The organism is Leifsonia poae (assembly GCF_050632195.1).
Taxonomy (GTDB): domain Bacteria; phylum Actinomycetota; class Actinomycetes; order Actinomycetales; family Microbacteriaceae; genus Leifsonia; species Leifsonia poae_C.
Map to the genome: position 1 here is coordinate 1,440,254 of NZ_CP192580.1, position 16,562 is coordinate 1,456,815.

The window sequence follows — 16,562 nt, forward strand, 5'->3', positions numbered from 1 at the left end:
AACGCTTCACTGTATCGATTCGGTGTTCTACGTGTTTGCCCCCTTACGGGTGGCGGAGGGATCAACCGCACCTCGCCCGATCGTGCAGAATCGAAGCGACCCGACGACGCTACCCAGTGAGGTTGACCAGATGACGATCGACGTTCGACCTGCAGACTTCGCGGATACGCGGCTGTCCGATTTCCTCGCGGCGTACCTCGACGAGCTGGCGCCGACCGCCCCACCCGAAAGCCGTCACGCCTTCGACTTCGGAGCCCTGCAGCAGCCCAGCGTGCGGATGTTCGTCGCGTACGACGGCGACGACATCGTCGGCACGGGCGCGCTGTCGACGATCGAGCCCGGCCATGAGGAGCTGAAGAGCATGCGTACCGCGCCGACGCATCGCGGCAAGGGCATCGCATCCCTCATGCTCACTCATCTGCTTCAGGATGCGCGAAGCCGCGACATCGCGCGCATCTCGCTCGATACCGGCAGCATGGACTTCTTCCGCCCAGCCAGGGCCCTCTACGCGAAGTCAGGATTCGTCACCAGCGAACCGTACGGACGGCACGTCGTCGACCCGAACACCGTCTACATGACACTCGCGCTCTAAGCCCCAGCGGGTCCGACAGCTTCGGCCTATCGCGTCACACCTCGTCGGTGGGCCGGATCAGGATCTCGCTCACGGAGACGTGCTCAGGTTGGGTCACGGAGTACCGGATCGCCTCTGCGACATCCTCCGGCCGCAGAAGCCGCATCGATGCCGCAAGTCCCTTCGCCATGTCCTGCATCGCGGGGTTGGTGATGTGCGACGTCAACTCGGTCTCCGTGAATCCGGGCTCCACGGTGATGACTCGAACGCCTCGAGAGGTCACTTCCTGCCTGAGTGCCTCGGCGAACGCCGTCACCCCGAACTTGGTCGCTGCGTAGACGGCGCCACCCATTCGCGCGAATCGGCCAGATGTTGACGAGACCTGCACGATCGCGCCCTTGCGCGACAGGATGCTCGGGAGCGTCTCGTGCACGAGGTACAGCGAGCCGAGCAAGTTCGTCTCCACCATCCGAGTCCACTCCTCGACATCCGCTCCCTCGACCATGCCCGACAGCATGATGCCGGCATTGTTCACGAGGATGTCGACGCCGCCGAACTTCTCGACCGTGGCCGCGACCGCGGCGGCGACGGAAGCGCGGTCGGTGACGTCGAGGCGAACGGCGAGCGCTTCGTTGGGGAGGCTCTCGGCAAGCGACTCCAGCTGTTCGATTCGACGGCCTGTGAGGACGACGTTGGCGCCGGCCTCGGAAAGCGTGCGCGCTGTGGCTGCGCCGATACCCGAGGATGCGCCGGTGATCAGTGCGGTCTTGCCGGCAAGTGTGATGCTCACGGAATGGTTCCTTTCTGCGCTCGAGGGCGCAGCTCAAAGTGACTGTTCGGTCATGTTACCTCACCAAAATGACCGCATGGTCACTATCGCTAGACTGAGGCCATGGTCACGCCAGACGAGAACCCCTCCCAGCGGGCAGACGCTGTTCGCAATCGGTCGGAGATTCTGAGCGCCGCCAGGGCGGAGTTCGCCGAGCACGGCACAGCGGCCTCGATGGATGCCATCGCGAAACGCGCGGGACTCGCAAAGGGCACCCTGTTTCGTCACTTCACTTCGAAAGAAGACCTGATCGCCGCACTCTTCGCCAGTGTGACCCTCCGCCTGGAGGAGGCCGCGCGGTCCGCAGCCGATGAGTCCGATCCGCTGGAGGCGCTCACGACGTTCATGCTCGCCGGCGCCACGGTGCTCGCCGAGGATCCGCTGTTCTGCGAGACGATCGGGCGGCCCGCATTCCAGAGACAGGGCGGTGCAGCCGCGCTCTCCACACTTCACGCTCTTGTCGATGGCCTCGTGACGTCAGCGCGCAAGACCAAGCAGATCAGGTCGGAGATCACGGCCGACGACGTGCTGCTTCTCATGGTCGGCGTGCAGCAGGCCACCGGCCCCCTGGGGGATCAGGCGTCCAGCGCTCGCCGGCGCTACGCGGATCTGATTTTGAGCGGCATGCGCAGCACCGGGGACGTCGCGCTCCGCGGCCCTGCTCCCTCGATCATCTGAGAAGGCTGCTCGCCTCCTCGGGGTCAACCTCTGAGCGAGCATTTATGCGAGCGAGCGCAGCCTCCACGTCCTCCTTCACGAGGTCGGCGTTGATCGCTCCGGCGATCAGTGCGCCCGCGCCGAGGGAGACCGGGACGTTCGCGCGCGGGTCCACCACGTTGCCGACCGCCCAGACGTTCGGGACGCTCGTGCGGCCGTCTGCATCGATCGCGACCCAGCGAATCCCGTGCGCCCCGGTCGTTGTCGCGCCCAGCGAGAGGAGAAGCTCGTCGAGGGGGTACATCGTGGGTCCGGTGAAGATCGCGCCGACATCGACGATTTCGCCGTCGGTCAGCTCGACACCGGTGAGGCGGTCATCCTGATCGGTCCGGATGCGCGCGACTTCACGACGCTCGATGCGGATGCCGCGAGCGACCAGGCGGCGCTCGGCGTCCGCATCCGGTTCGCCGATGAGGTTGGCGAAATAGACGATCCGGTCGGACCATTGGCGCAGCAGCTGGGCCTGGTCGACGCTCTGCGGCGAGGTCGCGAGGATGCCGATGACGCCGTTGCGGCGCTCCCAGCCGTCGCAGTACGGGCAGACCACGACACCGCGACCCCACTGTTCGCGCAGTCCTTCGATGTCGGGGAGTTCGTCGCGGAGGCCCGTCGCGGCCAGGAGGCGACGAGCGTGTACGACTTCGCCTCCGGCCGAGATCAGGATGCTCCCCTCCTCGACCGAGACGGACGTCACGTCGCCGTCGACGAAAACGCCGCCATAGCCCTCGATCTCCGCGCGCCCGCGTCGGAGCAGTTCGGTCGGCGGCAGGCCGTCGTGTCCCAGCACGCCGTGCATGTGGGGCGCGAAGCGGTTGCGCGGCTGACCGCCGTCGATGACAGTGACCGCGCGCCGGGCGCGAACGAGTGCCAGGGCCGCGCTCAGGCCGGCCGGTCCGCCGCCGACGATCGCGATGTCGACGTCGGTTGTTGTGTCGTTGTCTCGGTTCTCCATGCCCCGACTCTGGCGCGGCTCCGTCCAATCTGGCAAGGTTGGTTGCTGAAACAGCAAACCGAGAGACGAGACAGTGGCCATGACCGACGACATCCAGGCGGTGCTCGCGTCGGCGGGTGCGCGCATCCGGGCCATCAGGGAGAGCCGGAAGCTGACTCTGTCGGCTGCCGCGGAGGCGAGCGGGATCTCGACAAGCACCCTCTCGCGGCTCGAATCGGGGAGTCGCCGCGCGACGCTCGAACTGCTGCTTCCCTTGGCTCAGCTGTACCGCGTGCCTCTCGACGACCTGGTCGGTGCGCCAGCGACGGGCGACCCACGCGTGCATCCGCGCCCGGTGCTTCGGAACGGCGTCACGACCATCCCGCTGTCACGGACCACGGGGGAGTGGAGCGCCTTCAAGCAGATCCTGCCGCCGAAGCCCGACGCCGAATACACCCAGCGCGTGCACGACGGCTGGGACTGGCTCTACGTGATCTCGGGCCGGCTGAAGCTGTGGCTGGGCGACGAGTTCTTCATCCTGGAGGAGGGCGAGGCGGCCGACTTCGACACCCGCACGCCGCACGCGTTCGGCAATCCGGGGCCGGGCGTGCTCGAGGTGCTCTGCCTGTTCAACAGCCAGGGCGAGCGGATGCACGTGCGCGCGGCCGCTGCCGCTTCGGTGGGGTAGGAGCGCCCACCTTCGCGTCTCCTGAACGACACCCGATTTCGCTCGGAACCCCTTTCGCCATCTTCACGAACGATATATCGTTGAGTATCGTTGACGAAACCAGGAGGACATCATGAGCGGTTCGTTTCCGGCCGGCGGCTTCGGCGCCGGCATGACAGCCGACAGCATCTGGGAGGCGATGGAGCAGTTGCGCTCGACGTTCGAAAAGCGCGTCGGCACGCGCATGGGCCGCGGTGACGTTCGCGCCGCAGTGCTCTCGCTCCTCGCCGAGAAGCCGATGCACGGTTACCAGATCATCCGCGAGATCGAAGAGCGAAGCGGCGGCAGTTGGAAGCCGAGCGCCGGCTCGGTCTACCCGACCCTGCAGCTGCTGGCCGACGAGGGGATCATCAGCTCCGAGGAGTCGAACGGTCGCAAGACGTACGCGCTGACCGAGGCAGGTCGCGAAGAGGTCGCCGATTCCGGCACGTCCGCGCCGTGGGAGACCGCGGGCAGCAACGAGAGCACAGGATTCGGCGCGCTCCCCAAGGCCGGCATCGACCTCGCGCAGGCCGCCGCCCAGGTGCGCCGCACCGGAACCCCGGAGCAGGTGCAGCAGGCCGTCGTGGTCCTCGAAGAGGCACGGCGCAAGCTCTACGCGATCCTCGCGCAGGACTGAAGCGGGTGACGTCGGTCCGTCCGGGTCGAGGGGACTCGGCCGGTGCGGGGGACACCCGCGCCCGCTACCGCCGCATCCTGCGCTTCGCGGGCTGGAACCTCTCGGTGACATGGTGGTACGAGCTGTTCCTCCCGCGCATCGGGCTCGCCAAGATCGCTGAACGCACCCGGTCGAAACGGATGCGGCGCTTCGCGCAGCGCTTCCACGCGCTCGCGATCGACCTCGGCGGGCTGATGATCAAGGTCGGGCAATTCATGTCGTCCCGCCTGGACGTGCTTCCGCCCGAGATCACGAGTGAGCTCGAGGGGCTTCAGGATGAGGTGCCTCCCGTCGCCTTCGCGGCCATCCGTTCGCGCGCCGAGGCAGAGCTGGGCGTGCCTCTGGCGCAGGCGTTCGCGAGGGTTGATGAGACGCCGGTCGCAGCCGCATCCTCGGCCAGGCTCACCGAGCCCGCCTCGCGCCGACCGATGCAGCGGACACCGGACTGGACGGCGTCGTCATCAAGGTGCAGCGACCGGGCATCGACGCGATTGTCGACGTCGACCTCGCGGCGCTGCGCCGAGTGGGCGGCTGGCTCAGCCACGTGCGGCTCGTGTCCGATCGCGTCGACATGCCCGCGCTGATGGAGGAGTTCGCGGAAACCAGTCTCGAAGAGATCGACTATCTGCACGAGGCCGCGAGCGCCGAGCGCTTCGCCGCCGAGTTCGAGGGCGACGAACGCGTGGCCGTGCCGGCGGTCGTCTGGGAACGCACGACCAAGCGGGTTCTCACGCTGGAAGACGTGACAGCGATCAAGATCACCGACACCGACGCGTTGCGTGCGGCAGGCATCGATCCTGCTGAGGTCGCACCGCTTTTCGCCTCGGTGATGTTCGACCAGCTGTTCACGAACGGCTTCTTCCACGCCGACCCGCATCCGGGAAACATCTTCGTCACGCCGATTGCGGCCGAGCCGGACGGGCGACCGTGGAAGCTCACATTCATCGACTTCGGCATGATGGGGGAGGTCCCGTCCAGCACCCGCAGCGGCCTGCGAAAGCTCCTGATCGCGGCAGCGTCGCGCGACGGCAAGGGGCTGGTCAACGCGATGCGGGATGTCGGGGTGCTGCTGCCCTCGGCTGAGACGACCGACCTCGAGCGGGCGATGACGCAGCTCTTCTCCCGGTTCGGCGGCATGGGCTTCGCCGAGCTGCGCGAGGTGGATCCCCGCGAGTTCCGCGACTTCGCGGTGCAGTTCGGCGACGTCGTTCGGTCCTTGCCGTTCCAGTTGCCCGAGCACTTTCTGCTCATCATCCGGGCGATGTCGCTCACGTCCGGAGTGTGCAGCGCTCTCGATCCCGAGTTCAACGTGTGGGACTCCATCGAGCCGTACGCGACCCAGCTCATCCGCGACGAGCGAGGAAACGTCGTGCAAGACCTCGCTCAGCAGGCGTTGGAGGTCGCCGGTCTCGCGTGGCGGCTGCCCAAACGGCTGGACGCTCTCATCACCCGATTCGAAGACGGCTCCGTCGAGGTCTCGACCCCGCGCCTCGAGAAGCGGGTCGCCCGGCTGGAACGAACGGTACGACGCCTGGCCTCCGCTCTCGCACTCGGGGGTGTAGTCATCACCGGTGGCCTGATCCTCTTCTTGCGACGCGGTCGGGGCCCTCTCTAGTCCTCCCTTACGACCGCGTACGCGACGTAGCTGAGATTGCCGCCGACGGGCTTGGCGTCGAGTAGGCGCAGAGCCTTCGGATCGAAGGTCCCGCCGAAGAGGCGTTTGCCGCTGCCGAGCACGACCGGAAAGACGATCAGCCGGAGCTCGTCGACGAGGTCGCGGGCGAGCAGCGTCTGCACGAGCTCCCGGCTGGCGTACACGACGATGTCGCCGTCGATCTCGTCCTTCAGCCGCGACACGTCGTCGCCGACGTCACCGCTGAGCACGGTCGAGTTCACCCACACCGGATTCTTCAGCGTGGACGAGACCACGTATTTCGGCAGTGCCCTCAGGCGGTCGGCCCAGTCGCCCGTCGCATCATTCCACCGCGACCCGAAATAGTTGTCGCTGCGGCGTCCCAGCAGCAGCGCCTTCGCGCTCTGCGCCTCGGCGAACTCGATCGCAGCCCAGGCCGGACGGTCGTCGGCCGTCATGAAGCGGTCGAACCAACCGCCGTGCTCGAAACCGGATTCGCCGGTCGGGTCTTCGACGACCCCGTCGAGTGAGACGTTCTGGCTGATCACGATGTTTCCCATGTCACTTCTCCCTATCGTTAGCGTTGTCACGAACACCGATATAGACACCGGCGGGTTCGAGAATCGGGCGCTGACGACCGCCCAGTTCGGTGCCCGGGCGGTGTCTGTATGTGTGATCGCGCGACGACGCGGAGAAGAGGGGCATCGGTGGCCACTGCGACAGACGATCTGATCGGGCGAGCGCGAGCCGGGGACGACGCTGCCTTCCGCGAGCTGACCGCGCCGCACATCCGGGAACTGCAGGTGCACTGCTACAGGATGCTCGGATCGCTGCACGACGCCGAGGACGCCCTGCAGGAGACGCTGCTGACGGCGTGGCAGGGTCTCGCCGGCTTCGAGGGGCGTTCCTCCTTGCGCACCTGGCTCTATCGGATCGCGACGAACCGCTGCCTGAACGTGCTGCGATCGGCCAACCGGAGGCAGGCGAAGGAGTGGAACATCCCCGGGGTGCAGCCGCCGGAGCCGACTCGACACGGTGAGGTCGTCTGGCTGGAGCCGTATCCGGATGCACTCTTGGCGGGAGTCAGCGACCCCTCCTTCAGCCCGGAGGCCCACTACGAACAGCGAGAGTCGATCTCGCTGGCGTTCGTGACCGCCCTTCAGCTGTTGCCGCCCCGCCAGGTCGCCGTGCTCATCCTGCGTGACGTGCTCGGGTTCCCTGCCAAAGAGGTGGCGGGGATGCTCGACTCGTCAGTCGAGTCGGTCACGAGCGCGCTCAAACGGGCCCGCGCCAACCTGCACGGCCGCCTTTCGCGTGACGACGCTCGCGACCCTGCCCCGAGCCCGGGATCGCTGACCGAGAACGCGGTCGTTGCGAGATTCGTCAACGCCTACGGGTCGGGGGACCTCGACGCCCTGGTGACCCTGCTGACCGACGACGTGTTCATGTCGATGCCGCCGATGTCGCTCGAATACGTCGGCTCCGAGCTCGTCGCCACCTTCTGCGGACTGCTCTTCTCCGCCGGACGCGAGTATCACCTCGTTCCGACGAGGGCCAACGGCCAGCCGGCGCTCGGACTCTACGTGCTCGCTCTGGACGGCAGTCGACGCGGCACCGGGGTCATCGTGCTCACGCTGAGCGGCGACCGCATCGCGGCGATGAGCCACTTCGAGAGCGAACTCCTCCCTGCGTTCGGGATGCCGCCGCAGCTTGCGCGCGCCTAGGGTGCCGCGCAGCGCATCCTGAACCTGAATGAATGCCGCGTGCAATTTCGGCGTGATCGGCGTAGGTTTGCGAAACGCGATACATCGCGTTATTGCGCAATTCCGCGAACGATCGATGGAGGGGCGGACTGATGGACGTGACCAACGTGGGACGGCAGGGGCAGCCATGTCCGTGATCGCAGGCGTGCTCGTCTCCCTGCTCGTGATCGCACTGCTGGGCATCCTGACCGCGGTGCTCATCGTGCGGGCGATCTACAAGCGCATCCGTCGGAGCCGCGCCGTAAACAGCGCGGTGCTCCGCTCGCGCGCCGCCTTCGCCTCCGGGCCGCAGTACAAGGTGCTGAAGCTCCGGATGCGCCTCGACGACTCGCTGAGGAGCGGTCGCGCGGCCGTCGATCTCGCCCTGCACAGCCCGGGCCCCCGGGGTGAACTCGTGCGGCTGTTCAGGCGCATCCAGGCCGAAGGCAGCACGCTCGAAGCCCAGTTGCGGTTGATGGGTAGTGAGACCGACGCGACTGTTCTCGACACAGAGATCCCGCTCGCCCGACGACGTGTCGAACAGCTCGAGGGGATCGTGCGTCGGCTGCGTTCGGCCGTCGCATCCGGAATCTCGGGCCTCAGCGACGACGCGCTCGCCGAACTCCGCGCCGATGTGGACCGCGAGGTCACCGCTCTGGACGCGGGAATCCAGGAATTGCACGCACTCAACGGATACGACGCCTGGCCTCACGCTTCGACGTCGACGAATCGCCTGTACAGGGGGACCGAATCATGAGCAACACATCACGGATGCGCGACATCTTCCGCATCAAGACCTCGAAGGCACTCGACCACCTGGAGGACCCGCGCGAGGCGCTCGACGACAGCTACGACCAGCAGGTCAGGATGCTCCACCAGGTGCGGCAGGGACTGGCCGAGATAGCGACGGCGAGAAAGCGGATCGAGCTGCAGGGCCAGGAGATGGGCGCGCGTTACGCGAAGCTCGCTCAGCAGGCCCAGGAGGCGCTGAACCAGGGCCGCGAGGACCTCGCGCGCACCGCACTTCAACGGCGCTCCCTGCTCGAAGCGCAGGTCGCGACCCTGCGGGAGCAGCACGCGAACCTGCAGAAGCAGCAGTCGCAGTTGCAGGAGAACGAACGTCGTCTCGCCGAGCGGATCGAAGCGTTCCGCGTCGAGAAGGAGACGATGAAGGCCACGTACACGGCCTCGCAGGCGCAGGCCAGGGCCAACGAGGTCGCGGCCGGCATCAGCACGCAGATGAACGATGCCGGCGCCAGCCTCAACCGGGCGAAGGACAAGATCGCGCAGATGCAAGCGCGGGCAGCGGCCACCGAGGAGTTGATCGCGAACGGCACGCTCAACGACCTGACTGCCCCCGCAGACTCCGATCTCGACCGGCAGCTGTCGGCGGGGATGACGCGAGCCGACGTCGAGCGTCAGCTCGAAGCGATGAAGAAGGCGGGCCAAGGCGGCTCCGGCGCCCCTGACCCGGGCGACGGGCAGGACGGCTGGCTGAGCATCGGGCGTGGGCCGGTCACCAGCTGACGCATCCGCGTTGACGTTCTCGCGCATCACCGCAAGGCTGGTGGTTCACTTTGTCCCACGCCTCGAGGAGTTCCCATGCCGGTCGTCGTCGCCACACTCACCCCGCTCGACGGGCACACGCAAGACGTGCTCGACGCGTTTGCCACAGCATCCCCTCTGGTTCAGGATGAGCGGGGCTGCGAACTCTACGCCGTGCACACAGACGGCACGCGCGTCGTCGTCGTCGAGCGGTGGACCGAGATCGGCGACCTGCAGGCCCACTCCGAGGGCGCGGCAATCGCCGAGCTCAACCGCCTCAACGCCGGACACCTCGCCGGGCCGGCCGAGGTACTCGTAGTCGAGAACGTCCCGATCGGCGATCCGCTCAAGGGGACCATCCAGTAGCGGAAAGGATGGCGGGCACGCTCCCATAGAGCATCCATAGGTGACGCGCAGCGGTTCCACAGCCCAAGTAAGAATGCCTCAAGAATCCGGGGGCATCGTTGGGGCATGGAGATCAGACGATGAGCGCGATAGCGGCCCCCGCCGGGTCGATGTGCGGTCGGCGAGCGCCGTGTCGCATCGGCGCCGTGCACGGACCGTGCGCGTGGTCCTCGCCGCCGGGCTGGTCGGCGTGTTGTGGATGTGGTGGGCGAGCGTTCCCGCATCCTTCGTGACCACGCCCGCCAGCGTCGCCACCACGGTCGGCGAGCTCAGTGGGATGGTGGGCGCCTACCTGGTCTGCGCCCAGGTTCTGCTGATCGCGCGGGTTCCCTGGTTCGAGCAGGCCGTCGGACTCGACCGACTCGTCTCGTGGCACCGGTCGCTCGGGGCGTCGGTGGTGTTCCTCATCATCACCCACGTCGTCTTCATGGTGGTCGGTGCAGAGTTCGTCGACCAGAAGCTTCCGTGGTCCGAGTTCGTGTCGATGCTGCAGGACTATCCCGACATGCTGACCGCGCTCATCGGCACGATCGCGTTCCTCGTGGTCGGGCTGAGCAGCGCGCGCTGGATCCGCTCGAAGCTGTCGTACGAGGTCTGGTACTGGCTGCATGTCACAACCTACGTCGCGATCTTCCTCACCTTCTTCCACCAGCTGAGCGGCGGCGCGCACTTCGTGGACCAGCCGCTCAACCGCATCCTGTGGCTCACCCTCTATCTAGGCACCGCCGCCGCCGTACTCACCTGGCGGTTCGTGCTCCCCGGCATCGACGCTTGGCGGCACCGGATGCGCGTGGTCGCGGTCGTTCCCGAGGGCGACGGGATGACGAGTGTCTGGCTCTCCGGCGCACACGTCGACGAGCTGGGTGCGAAGGCGGGCAACTTCCTGAGCTTCCGGTTCCTGTCTCGGGGACACCTGCTCACCGCGCACCCGTACTCGCTCTCGAGCGTGCCCGCCGACGGGCGTCTGAGGATCACCGTGGGAGCGCTCGGCGACCATTCGACGATGGTGCGCGACCTGGCGCCGGGCACGTTGGTCTTTACCGAGGGGCCCTTCGGGCACTTCACCGCCGACCGGGCGTCCCGCGAGCGCATCCTGCTGATCGCAGGCGGAGCCGGCATCGGCCCGATCCGGGCGTTGGCTGAGGACTTGGCCGCGCGTGGCGCCCGACCCGTGGTCGTCTACCGAGCGCAGTCGGCTTCGCGACTGGCATTGCTCGGTGAACTGGAGGCGATGCCGGATGTCGCGGTGGTCCCCGTGATCGGCAGGCGGACCGAGCTGGGCTACGACCCGCTCGCTGTGCCGGCCATGCACACCTTCATTCCCGATCTGGCGGACTGGGAGGCGTTCATCTGCGGGCCGACCGGGATGGCCGACCGGGCCGAAGAGACCCTGCGAGCGCTCGGCATGCCGAGTCGCTTCATCCACCGAGAAGAATTGAGCATGTCATGAGACGGAACAGATGGCGCGGCACGATCCTCTTCGCCGTGATCCTCGTCGTGATGGGTTCCACCGTCGGTCTGCGGCTGTATGGGGTCGGGGAGACGGTCGGTGCGGCAACGGGAACGAGCACGACCACGTCGACCTCGTCGGCGGCGACCGGTACCGATTCGTCCGGCTCGAGCTCGTCTGACTCGTCGAGCTCGACCTCAACGGCCACCCCGTCTCCGTCGGCCTCTGCGTCGACCTCCACAGCATCCGCCACGAGGGTCATCACCGGCGACGTCGAGCAGACCCGGTACGGACCGATCCAGGTACAGGTGACCTTCGAAGGCACCAAGATCACGGCGATCACCGAACTGCAGTACCCGAGCGATGAGCGTCGCAGCGTCTCGATCAACGAGCAGGCCGCGCCCATCCTGGCCCAGGAGGTTCTGGCGTCGCAGTCCGCGAACATCGACACCGTGTCGGGTGCGACGTACACCTCCGATGGCTACAAGCAGTCGTTGCAGTCGGCGATCGACCAGCTGTGAGGTATCTCGAGACAGTGATGGGCATCCCGATGTCGATGGACGTCCGGGATCCGGGGGATCACGGCGATGTAGCTCGGGCGGCATTCGCGTCGCTTCGGGATGCGGATGCGCGCTTCAGCACCTACCGCGCAGACAGCGAGGTGAGCCGGGCCAACCGCGGCGAGCTGAAGGCCGCCGACTTCAGCGTGGACCTCCGAGAGGTCATCGGGATCGGGGCAGCGGCGGCCGAGTGGTCCGGCGGCGCGTTTCGCATCCGGAACCCCGACGGAACGCTCGACCTCGATGGCGTCGTGAAGGGCTGGGCGGCGGCGCGGGCTGGCGACATCCTTAAAGCCGCAGGGTTGCACGACTTCTGTGTGAACGCGGGTGGTGACGTCGTCGTTGCCGGGGCTCCGATCGCAGGGGAGCGCTGGAACGTCGGGGTGCGGTCGCCCGACGACCCGAACCGGATGCTCGCCGTGCTCGCGGTGACCGATGCCGCAGTTGCGACATCCGGTGCGTACGAGCGGGGACAGCACATCGTCGACGGGCGACAGGGTGAGCCCGCACGAGGAATGCGGAGCGTGACCGTCGTCGCCGATGACCTGACCACAGCCGACGTGCTCGCGACAGCGGTCTTCGTGCTCGGTCCCGACGGTCTGCCGTGGGCGCTCGACCGGGGCGCCCGCGGCGTCCTCGCGGTGACGAGCGACGGCGAACTGCTCGGAGCCGGCGATCTCGCGTTCGCCGGGGCGGGCGCGTGACCGGCTCCTATACTGCGACAGTGAGCGAGAACCCGCGCGTGCTGGTGGCTGAGGACGACCCTCGCCTCGCCGCGATGCTCACTGAGCTTCTCGAGTCCGAGGGCTACGACGTGCTCGTCGCGTCGGACGGTCAGGGTGCCCTGCACGCCGGCCTGACCGAAGCCGTCGACGTGATCGTGCTCGATCGGGGCATGCCGGTGCTCGATGGTCTGGAGGTGCTGCGCCGCCTCCGCGAGAGCGGTGTCACCGTGCCGGTGCTCGTGCTGTCGGCGCTCGGGAACGCGGCGCATCGGGTCGAGGGGCTGGACGGCGGCGCGGAGGATTACCTGGCCAAGCCGTTCGATATCGACGAGCTGCTGGCGCGACTCCGGGTGCTCAGGCGTCGCGCGACGGCCATCGTTCCGACCGTCCGCTTCACCGGGGGTGCGCTCGAGGTGGACAATCGCACGGTCGTTCTCGCGGACGGCGCACGTGTCGCGCTCTCCGAACGCGAATCCGCGCTGCTCGAACAGTTGGCGAGACGGCCGACGCAAGTGTTCTCGCGCGCATCCCTGCTCGAGAGCGTCTTCGCCGACGCGGACGATCCCGGCGTGGTCGACACCTATGTGCACCACCTGCGCAAGAAGTTCGGCCGGGAACTCATCGAGACGGTCCGCGGGGTCGGATACCGGATGGGGGCGGCAGCGTGACGTCCGTCGACGAGCGTGAACTGCGGTCGGCTTCCAACCGGCTCGCCGTGCAGTTCGCGGCGATCATCGTCGTGCTCTTCACGCTTCTGGGTCTCGTCGTCTACCTCGTGGTGTCGGCAGGGCAGGCGGAGGCGGCCAAGCGGGCCCTCGCCGACGCGTCGATGGTCGATTCGGTTCACGACGCGCCCCGCGACCTGCTCATCACCGTTGTGACCGACCAGGGGAGGGACACGTCGCCCGGCATGCCGAAAGGCCTTCCCGACGAGGCCGCGATCTCCCGGGTTGCCGCCGGCGGTGCGCCGGAGACATCGACGGTCAGCGCGGGTGGACAGAGCTACCTGACCCAGACGGATGTGCGGCGGGGCAAGGTGGTCCAGGTCTCCTACGGCCTGCAGGAGCAAGCGGAGGAGCTCACCCGCCTGCTCGTGGCGCTCGTCGTCTCAGGCATCATCGCCGCTGCGGCGGCGGCCGTCGTCGCGGTGTTCATGGCGAGGCGCGCCATGAGACCCCTCGCCGACGCCCTAGCGCTGCAGCGACGATTCGTGGCGGACGCGAGCCATGAGCTCCGAACGCCGTTGACCCTCTTGAGTACCCGCGCGCAATTGCTGCGGCGGCGCATCCGGGACTCCGCATCGCCCGTCGAGGAGGACGTGAGCTCGGGGGTGGACGAGATCGTCGATGACAGCAAGGCACTGACCGAGATCGTCGAGGATCTGCTCGCGGTCGCCGATCCGCGTCAGGATGCGGTCACAGAGCAGGTGGACCTGGGGGCGCTCGCCGTGGCGGTCGCTCGCGCAGCGGAGGCGCGGGCGCTCGAACGCGACGTCCGCATCGAGGTCGACGCCGCCGTGAACGGCGTGGTGCCGGGCGCGGCCGTCTCGCTGCGCCGGATGATCGTCGCGCTCGTCGATAACGCTGTCGATCACGCCCGGTCGCGTGTGCTCGTGTCTCTCACGGCGGCTGGGCGCGAAGTCGTGCTGAGCGTCAGCGACGACGGGTCGGGATTCGAGCCGGCCTCGGAGAGCAGGGTCTTCGAGCGGTTCTCCTCGACGCGGGCCCAGCCCGCGGCGGTCTCGGAACCGCGTCACTACGGACTCGGTCTGGCGCTCGTCTCGGAGGTCGTCGGACGGCACCACGGCGTCGTGTCGGCATCGAACGATGGCCCGGAAGGTGGCGGACGCGTGACGGTTCGACTCCCGGCGGACCGGGTCGAGTAGGCGGCCGAGTCACATTTCCTGCCGCTGTGTCGTCGGTGAGGTAGAGAATCAGACCTCTCCGGAAGGAACACAATGACTTCGGTACCAGAGACGCTTCGCATCGGCTTCGGCGGCGACATCATCGAGCCGGGCGACACCGAGTACGAGGCGGCCAGCCGTACGGTCTTGGCCGCGGGCAGCCCCGTCTACGTTCTGCGGCCCGCGAGTGTCGCAGACGTCCAGGCCGCTGTGCGCTTCGCAGCCGACGCGGGACTCGTTCTGTCGGTGCGTGGAGGTGGCCACAGCTTTCCAGGATTCGGCACGAATGACGGCGGCGTCGTGATCGACCTCAGCAGGCTGGCAGACGTGGAGATCGTCGACGACGCATCCCACCTCGTGCGGGTCGCCGGCGGCGCTACCTGGGGTGTGGTCGCCGCAGCCCTGGCACCGCGCGGCCTCGCGATCTCGTCGGGCGACACGAAGAGCGTCGGGGTCGGCGGCCTCACGCTGAGCGGCGGCATCGGCTGGAAGGTAAGAAAGTACGGCCTGGCGCTGGACAGTGTCGTCGCAGCAGAGGTGGTCACCGCGGACGGCGAGCTCGTTCGCGCGACGGCCCGTGAGCATCCGGAACTCTTCTGGGCGATTCGCGGCGGCGGTGGCAACTTCGGGGTCGTGACCGCGTTCGAGTTCACGGCGCACCCGACGACATCCGTCTTCTTCGGCACGATCGCTTTTCCGGCGGCGGAGGCGGCGACCGTGCTCCCCGCGTGGGCGGAGTACCTTCGCACGGCACCCGAGGAGTTGACGTCGGTGGCGGATTTCGCGAATCCGTTCGCCGGGGGCCCCGACGCGCCGGTCGCGATCCATGTCGCCTTCGACGGAGACGACCCGGAACTCGCCGCGCAGGCCATCGACCTGATCCGCTGGCTCGGAACAGTCGTCGCCGACGAGATCGAGCTCAGGCCGTACGCGGACATCCTTGTCGACGCTGCGACCCACCGCCCGGTCTCCTGTTCGTGACCAGGAACGCCTTCGTCGACAGGGATGCGGTGCCCGACGTTCTGCGGATCCTCGCCGAGGTGGGCACCGCGCCGGGCTCGCCGTTCATCTCTGTCCGCAGTGTCGGGGGCGCGATTTCCCGGGTCCCTGTCGACGCCACCGCATATGCGCATCGGCAGGCAGAGCTGATGTTCGTGACCACCATCGCGGGGCCGCCACCGGTCGTCGATGCCGCTCGGCCGGCCTTCGACGCGCTCTGGGCTCGGCTCGCACCGCACGTCGACGGCGCCTACGCGAACTTCCTTGCTTCAGCGACCGACGAGGACGTCGCGGCGATCTATCCGGAGCCCACGTACCGACGGCTCGCCGCTGTCAAGCGCGAGTACGATCCCGGCAACCTGTTCAGCCGCAACCACAACGTCAAGCCGCAGTAGCCTCCGGAGGGCGCGTGTCTACCGAGGCTCTCACCAGGGCACGGGTCCGTGCAGCGAAGAGTACGTTCCGGTCGGGCCGTCGGGCGTCACCTGCGCCCGCTGCACGATGATCGCCGCGCCCTCCTCGACGGTCTGCGTACCGGTGCGTCCGTTGAGGTCGGTCTTCGTGTATCCGGGTTCGACCGCATTGACCCGGATGCCCGGGAACTGCTTGGCGAACTGGATGGTGACCATGTTCACCACGGCCTTCGACGCCGGATACGCCACGCCCGGATAGAAGTAGGTCGGCGCTTCGGGGGAGGAGATCAGGCTCAGCGATCCGAGAGCGCTGCTCACGTTGACGATGACCGGGGCGGCCGATCGGTTCAGCAGCGGAAGGAAGGCGTGCGTCACCCGCACGAGCCCGAAGACGTTCGTATCGAAGATCTCGCGCATCGAGTCCGCGGTGAGGTCGGCGGCCCCGACGATTCCGTTGTCCGCGATGCGTCCCTCGATGCCGGCGTTGTTGACGAGCACGTCGAGTCCGCCGTCGGCCTCGATCTGGCGGGCCGCTGCCTGGACCGAGGCATCGTCCGTGACGTCGAGCGAGACGAAACGCGCCCCGAGCTCATCGGCCGCGCGTTGGCCGCGCTCCGCATCCCTGCTGCCGATGTACACCGTGTGCCCGGCGGCGATCAGTTGTCGTGCCGTCTCGAATCCGAGACCCTTGTTCGCTCCTGTGATGAGTGTCGTTGTCATGGTCTCAGGATGCGCGAGCGCGCGGCCCCTAGCC

The 16,562-nt window shown here is 67.6% G+C and carries 19 protein-coding genes and 1 pseudogene; 16 read left to right on the forward strand and 4 right to left on the reverse strand.

Annotated features, from left to right (window positions below; genetic code table 11):
* Window positions 1-130 precede the first annotated feature (130 nt).
* The gene (locus ACQ86A_RS07340) at window positions 131-592 is read left to right on the forward strand and encodes a GNAT family N-acetyltransferase (protein WP_431279900.1); all 462 of its coding nucleotides are present in this window, start codon (window positions 131-133) and stop codon (window positions 590-592) included.
* 34 nt (window positions 593-626) lie between these two features.
* Here ACQ86A_RS07340 and ACQ86A_RS07345 read toward each other — a convergent pair whose 3' ends face one another.
* The gene (locus ACQ86A_RS07345) at window positions 627-1,361 is read right to left on the reverse strand and encodes an SDR family oxidoreductase (protein ID WP_431279901.1); all 735 of its coding nucleotides are present in this window, start codon (window positions 1,359-1,361) and stop codon (window positions 627-629) included.
* Between the two features lie 102 nt (window positions 1,362-1,463).
* Here ACQ86A_RS07345 and ACQ86A_RS07350 point away from each other — a divergent pair, with 102 nt between their 5' ends.
* A complete protein-coding gene (locus tag ACQ86A_RS07350; protein ID WP_431279902.1) occupies window positions 1,464-2,078 on the forward strand; it encodes a TetR/AcrR family transcriptional regulator in 615 nt (204 codons plus the stop codon).
* On the opposite strand, the gene ACQ86A_RS07355 is transcribed toward ACQ86A_RS07350, so the two are convergent.
* Window positions 2,071-3,069: an NAD(P)/FAD-dependent oxidoreductase gene (locus tag ACQ86A_RS07355; protein ID WP_431279903.1), complete on the reverse strand. Its 999-nt coding sequence runs from the start codon at window positions 3,067-3,069 to the stop codon at window positions 2,071-2,073. The genes ACQ86A_RS07350 and ACQ86A_RS07355 overlap by 8 nt on opposite strands.
* Window positions 3,070-3,148: 79 nt before the next feature.
* Between ACQ86A_RS07355 and ACQ86A_RS07360 the strand changes: the two genes are divergently transcribed.
* From ACQ86A_RS07360 to ACQ86A_RS07370, 3 genes and pseudogenes are all read left to right on the forward strand, one after another.
* Window positions 3,149-3,736, forward strand: a complete 588-nt coding sequence (locus tag ACQ86A_RS07360; protein WP_431279904.1) for a helix-turn-helix domain-containing protein — start codon at window positions 3,149-3,151, stop codon at window positions 3,734-3,736.
* A gap of 112 nt (window positions 3,737-3,848) precedes the next feature.
* On the forward strand, window positions 3,849-4,394 hold the full coding sequence (locus tag ACQ86A_RS07365) for a PadR family transcriptional regulator (protein ID WP_431279905.1): 546 nt from the start codon (window positions 3,849-3,851) through the stop codon (window positions 4,392-4,394).
* A 5-nt stretch (window positions 4,395-4,399) separates the two neighbouring features.
* A pseudogene (locus tag ACQ86A_RS07370) lies at window positions 4,400-6,015 on the forward strand (ABC1 kinase family protein); the annotation flags it as partial.
* A gap of 29 nt (window positions 6,016-6,044) precedes the next feature.
* Here ACQ86A_RS07370 and ACQ86A_RS07375 read toward each other — a convergent pair.
* Window positions 6,045-6,626 (reverse strand): dihydrofolate reductase family protein, encoded by a 582-nt coding sequence (locus ACQ86A_RS07375; RefSeq protein WP_431279906.1) that lies wholly within the window; start codon window positions 6,624-6,626, stop codon window positions 6,045-6,047.
* Between the two features lie 147 nt (window positions 6,627-6,773).
* Here ACQ86A_RS07375 and ACQ86A_RS07380 point away from each other — a divergent pair, with 147 nt between their 5' ends.
* The 11 genes from ACQ86A_RS07380 (at window position 6,774) to ACQ86A_RS07430 (ending at window position 15,790) form a co-directional block, all read left to right on the forward strand.
* A complete protein-coding gene (locus ACQ86A_RS07380; protein WP_431279907.1) occupies window positions 6,774-7,790 on the forward strand; it encodes a sigma-70 family RNA polymerase sigma factor in 1,017 nt (338 codons plus the stop codon).
* A gap of 166 nt (window positions 7,791-7,956) precedes the next feature.
* On the forward strand, window positions 7,957-8,565 hold the full coding sequence (locus tag ACQ86A_RS07385) for a hypothetical protein (protein ID WP_431279908.1): 609 nt from the start codon (window positions 7,957-7,959) through the stop codon (window positions 8,563-8,565).
* Window positions 8,562-9,335, forward strand: coding sequence for a PspA/IM30 family protein (locus ACQ86A_RS07390; RefSeq protein WP_431279909.1), 774 nt, complete (start codon window positions 8,562-8,564; stop codon window positions 9,333-9,335). The genes ACQ86A_RS07385 and ACQ86A_RS07390 overlap by 4 nt, the downstream gene beginning before the upstream one ends.
* A gap of 75 nt (window positions 9,336-9,410) precedes the next feature.
* Window positions 9,411-9,719, forward strand: a complete 309-nt coding sequence (locus ACQ86A_RS07395) for a putative quinol monooxygenase (protein WP_431279910.1) — start codon at window positions 9,411-9,413, stop codon at window positions 9,717-9,719.
* 202 nt (window positions 9,720-9,921) lie between these two features.
* Window positions 9,922-11,208: a ferredoxin reductase family protein gene (locus ACQ86A_RS07400; RefSeq protein WP_431279911.1), complete on the forward strand. Its 1,287-nt coding sequence runs from the start codon at window positions 9,922-9,924 to the stop codon at window positions 11,206-11,208.
* The gene (locus tag ACQ86A_RS07405) at window positions 11,205-11,729 is read left to right on the forward strand and encodes an FMN-binding protein (RefSeq protein ID WP_431279912.1); all 525 of its coding nucleotides are present in this window, start codon (window positions 11,205-11,207) and stop codon (window positions 11,727-11,729) included. Before ACQ86A_RS07400 ends, ACQ86A_RS07405 begins: the two co-directional genes overlap by 4 nt.
* Complete coding sequence (locus ACQ86A_RS07410) at window positions 11,726-12,472, forward strand: FAD:protein FMN transferase (protein ID WP_431279913.1); 747 nt, start codon at window positions 11,726-11,728, stop codon at window positions 12,470-12,472. The genes ACQ86A_RS07405 and ACQ86A_RS07410 overlap by 4 nt, the downstream gene beginning before the upstream one ends.
* Before the next feature lie 20 nt (window positions 12,473-12,492).
* The gene (locus ACQ86A_RS07415) at window positions 12,493-13,161 is read left to right on the forward strand and encodes a response regulator transcription factor (RefSeq protein WP_431279914.1); all 669 of its coding nucleotides are present in this window, start codon (window positions 12,493-12,495) and stop codon (window positions 13,159-13,161) included.
* Window positions 13,158-14,378, forward strand: a complete 1,221-nt coding sequence (locus ACQ86A_RS07420) for a sensor histidine kinase (RefSeq protein WP_431279915.1) — start codon at window positions 13,158-13,160, stop codon at window positions 14,376-14,378. Before ACQ86A_RS07415 ends, ACQ86A_RS07420 begins: the two co-directional genes overlap by 4 nt.
* A gap of 72 nt (window positions 14,379-14,450) precedes the next feature.
* Window positions 14,451-15,377, forward strand: a complete 927-nt coding sequence (locus ACQ86A_RS07425) for an FAD-binding oxidoreductase (protein ID WP_431279916.1) — start codon at window positions 14,451-14,453, stop codon at window positions 15,375-15,377.
* Window positions 15,374-15,790, forward strand: coding sequence for a BBE domain-containing protein (locus tag ACQ86A_RS07430; RefSeq protein WP_431279917.1), 417 nt, complete (start codon window positions 15,374-15,376; stop codon window positions 15,788-15,790). Before ACQ86A_RS07425 ends, ACQ86A_RS07430 begins: the two co-directional genes overlap by 4 nt.
* Before the next feature lie 30 nt (window positions 15,791-15,820).
* On the opposite strand, the gene ACQ86A_RS07435 is transcribed toward ACQ86A_RS07430, so the two are convergent.
* Entirely contained in the window at window positions 15,821-16,528 is a 708-nt protein-coding gene (locus ACQ86A_RS07435) for an SDR family NAD(P)-dependent oxidoreductase (RefSeq protein WP_431279918.1), read from the reverse strand.
* Window positions 16,529-16,562: the final 34 nt, after the last annotated feature.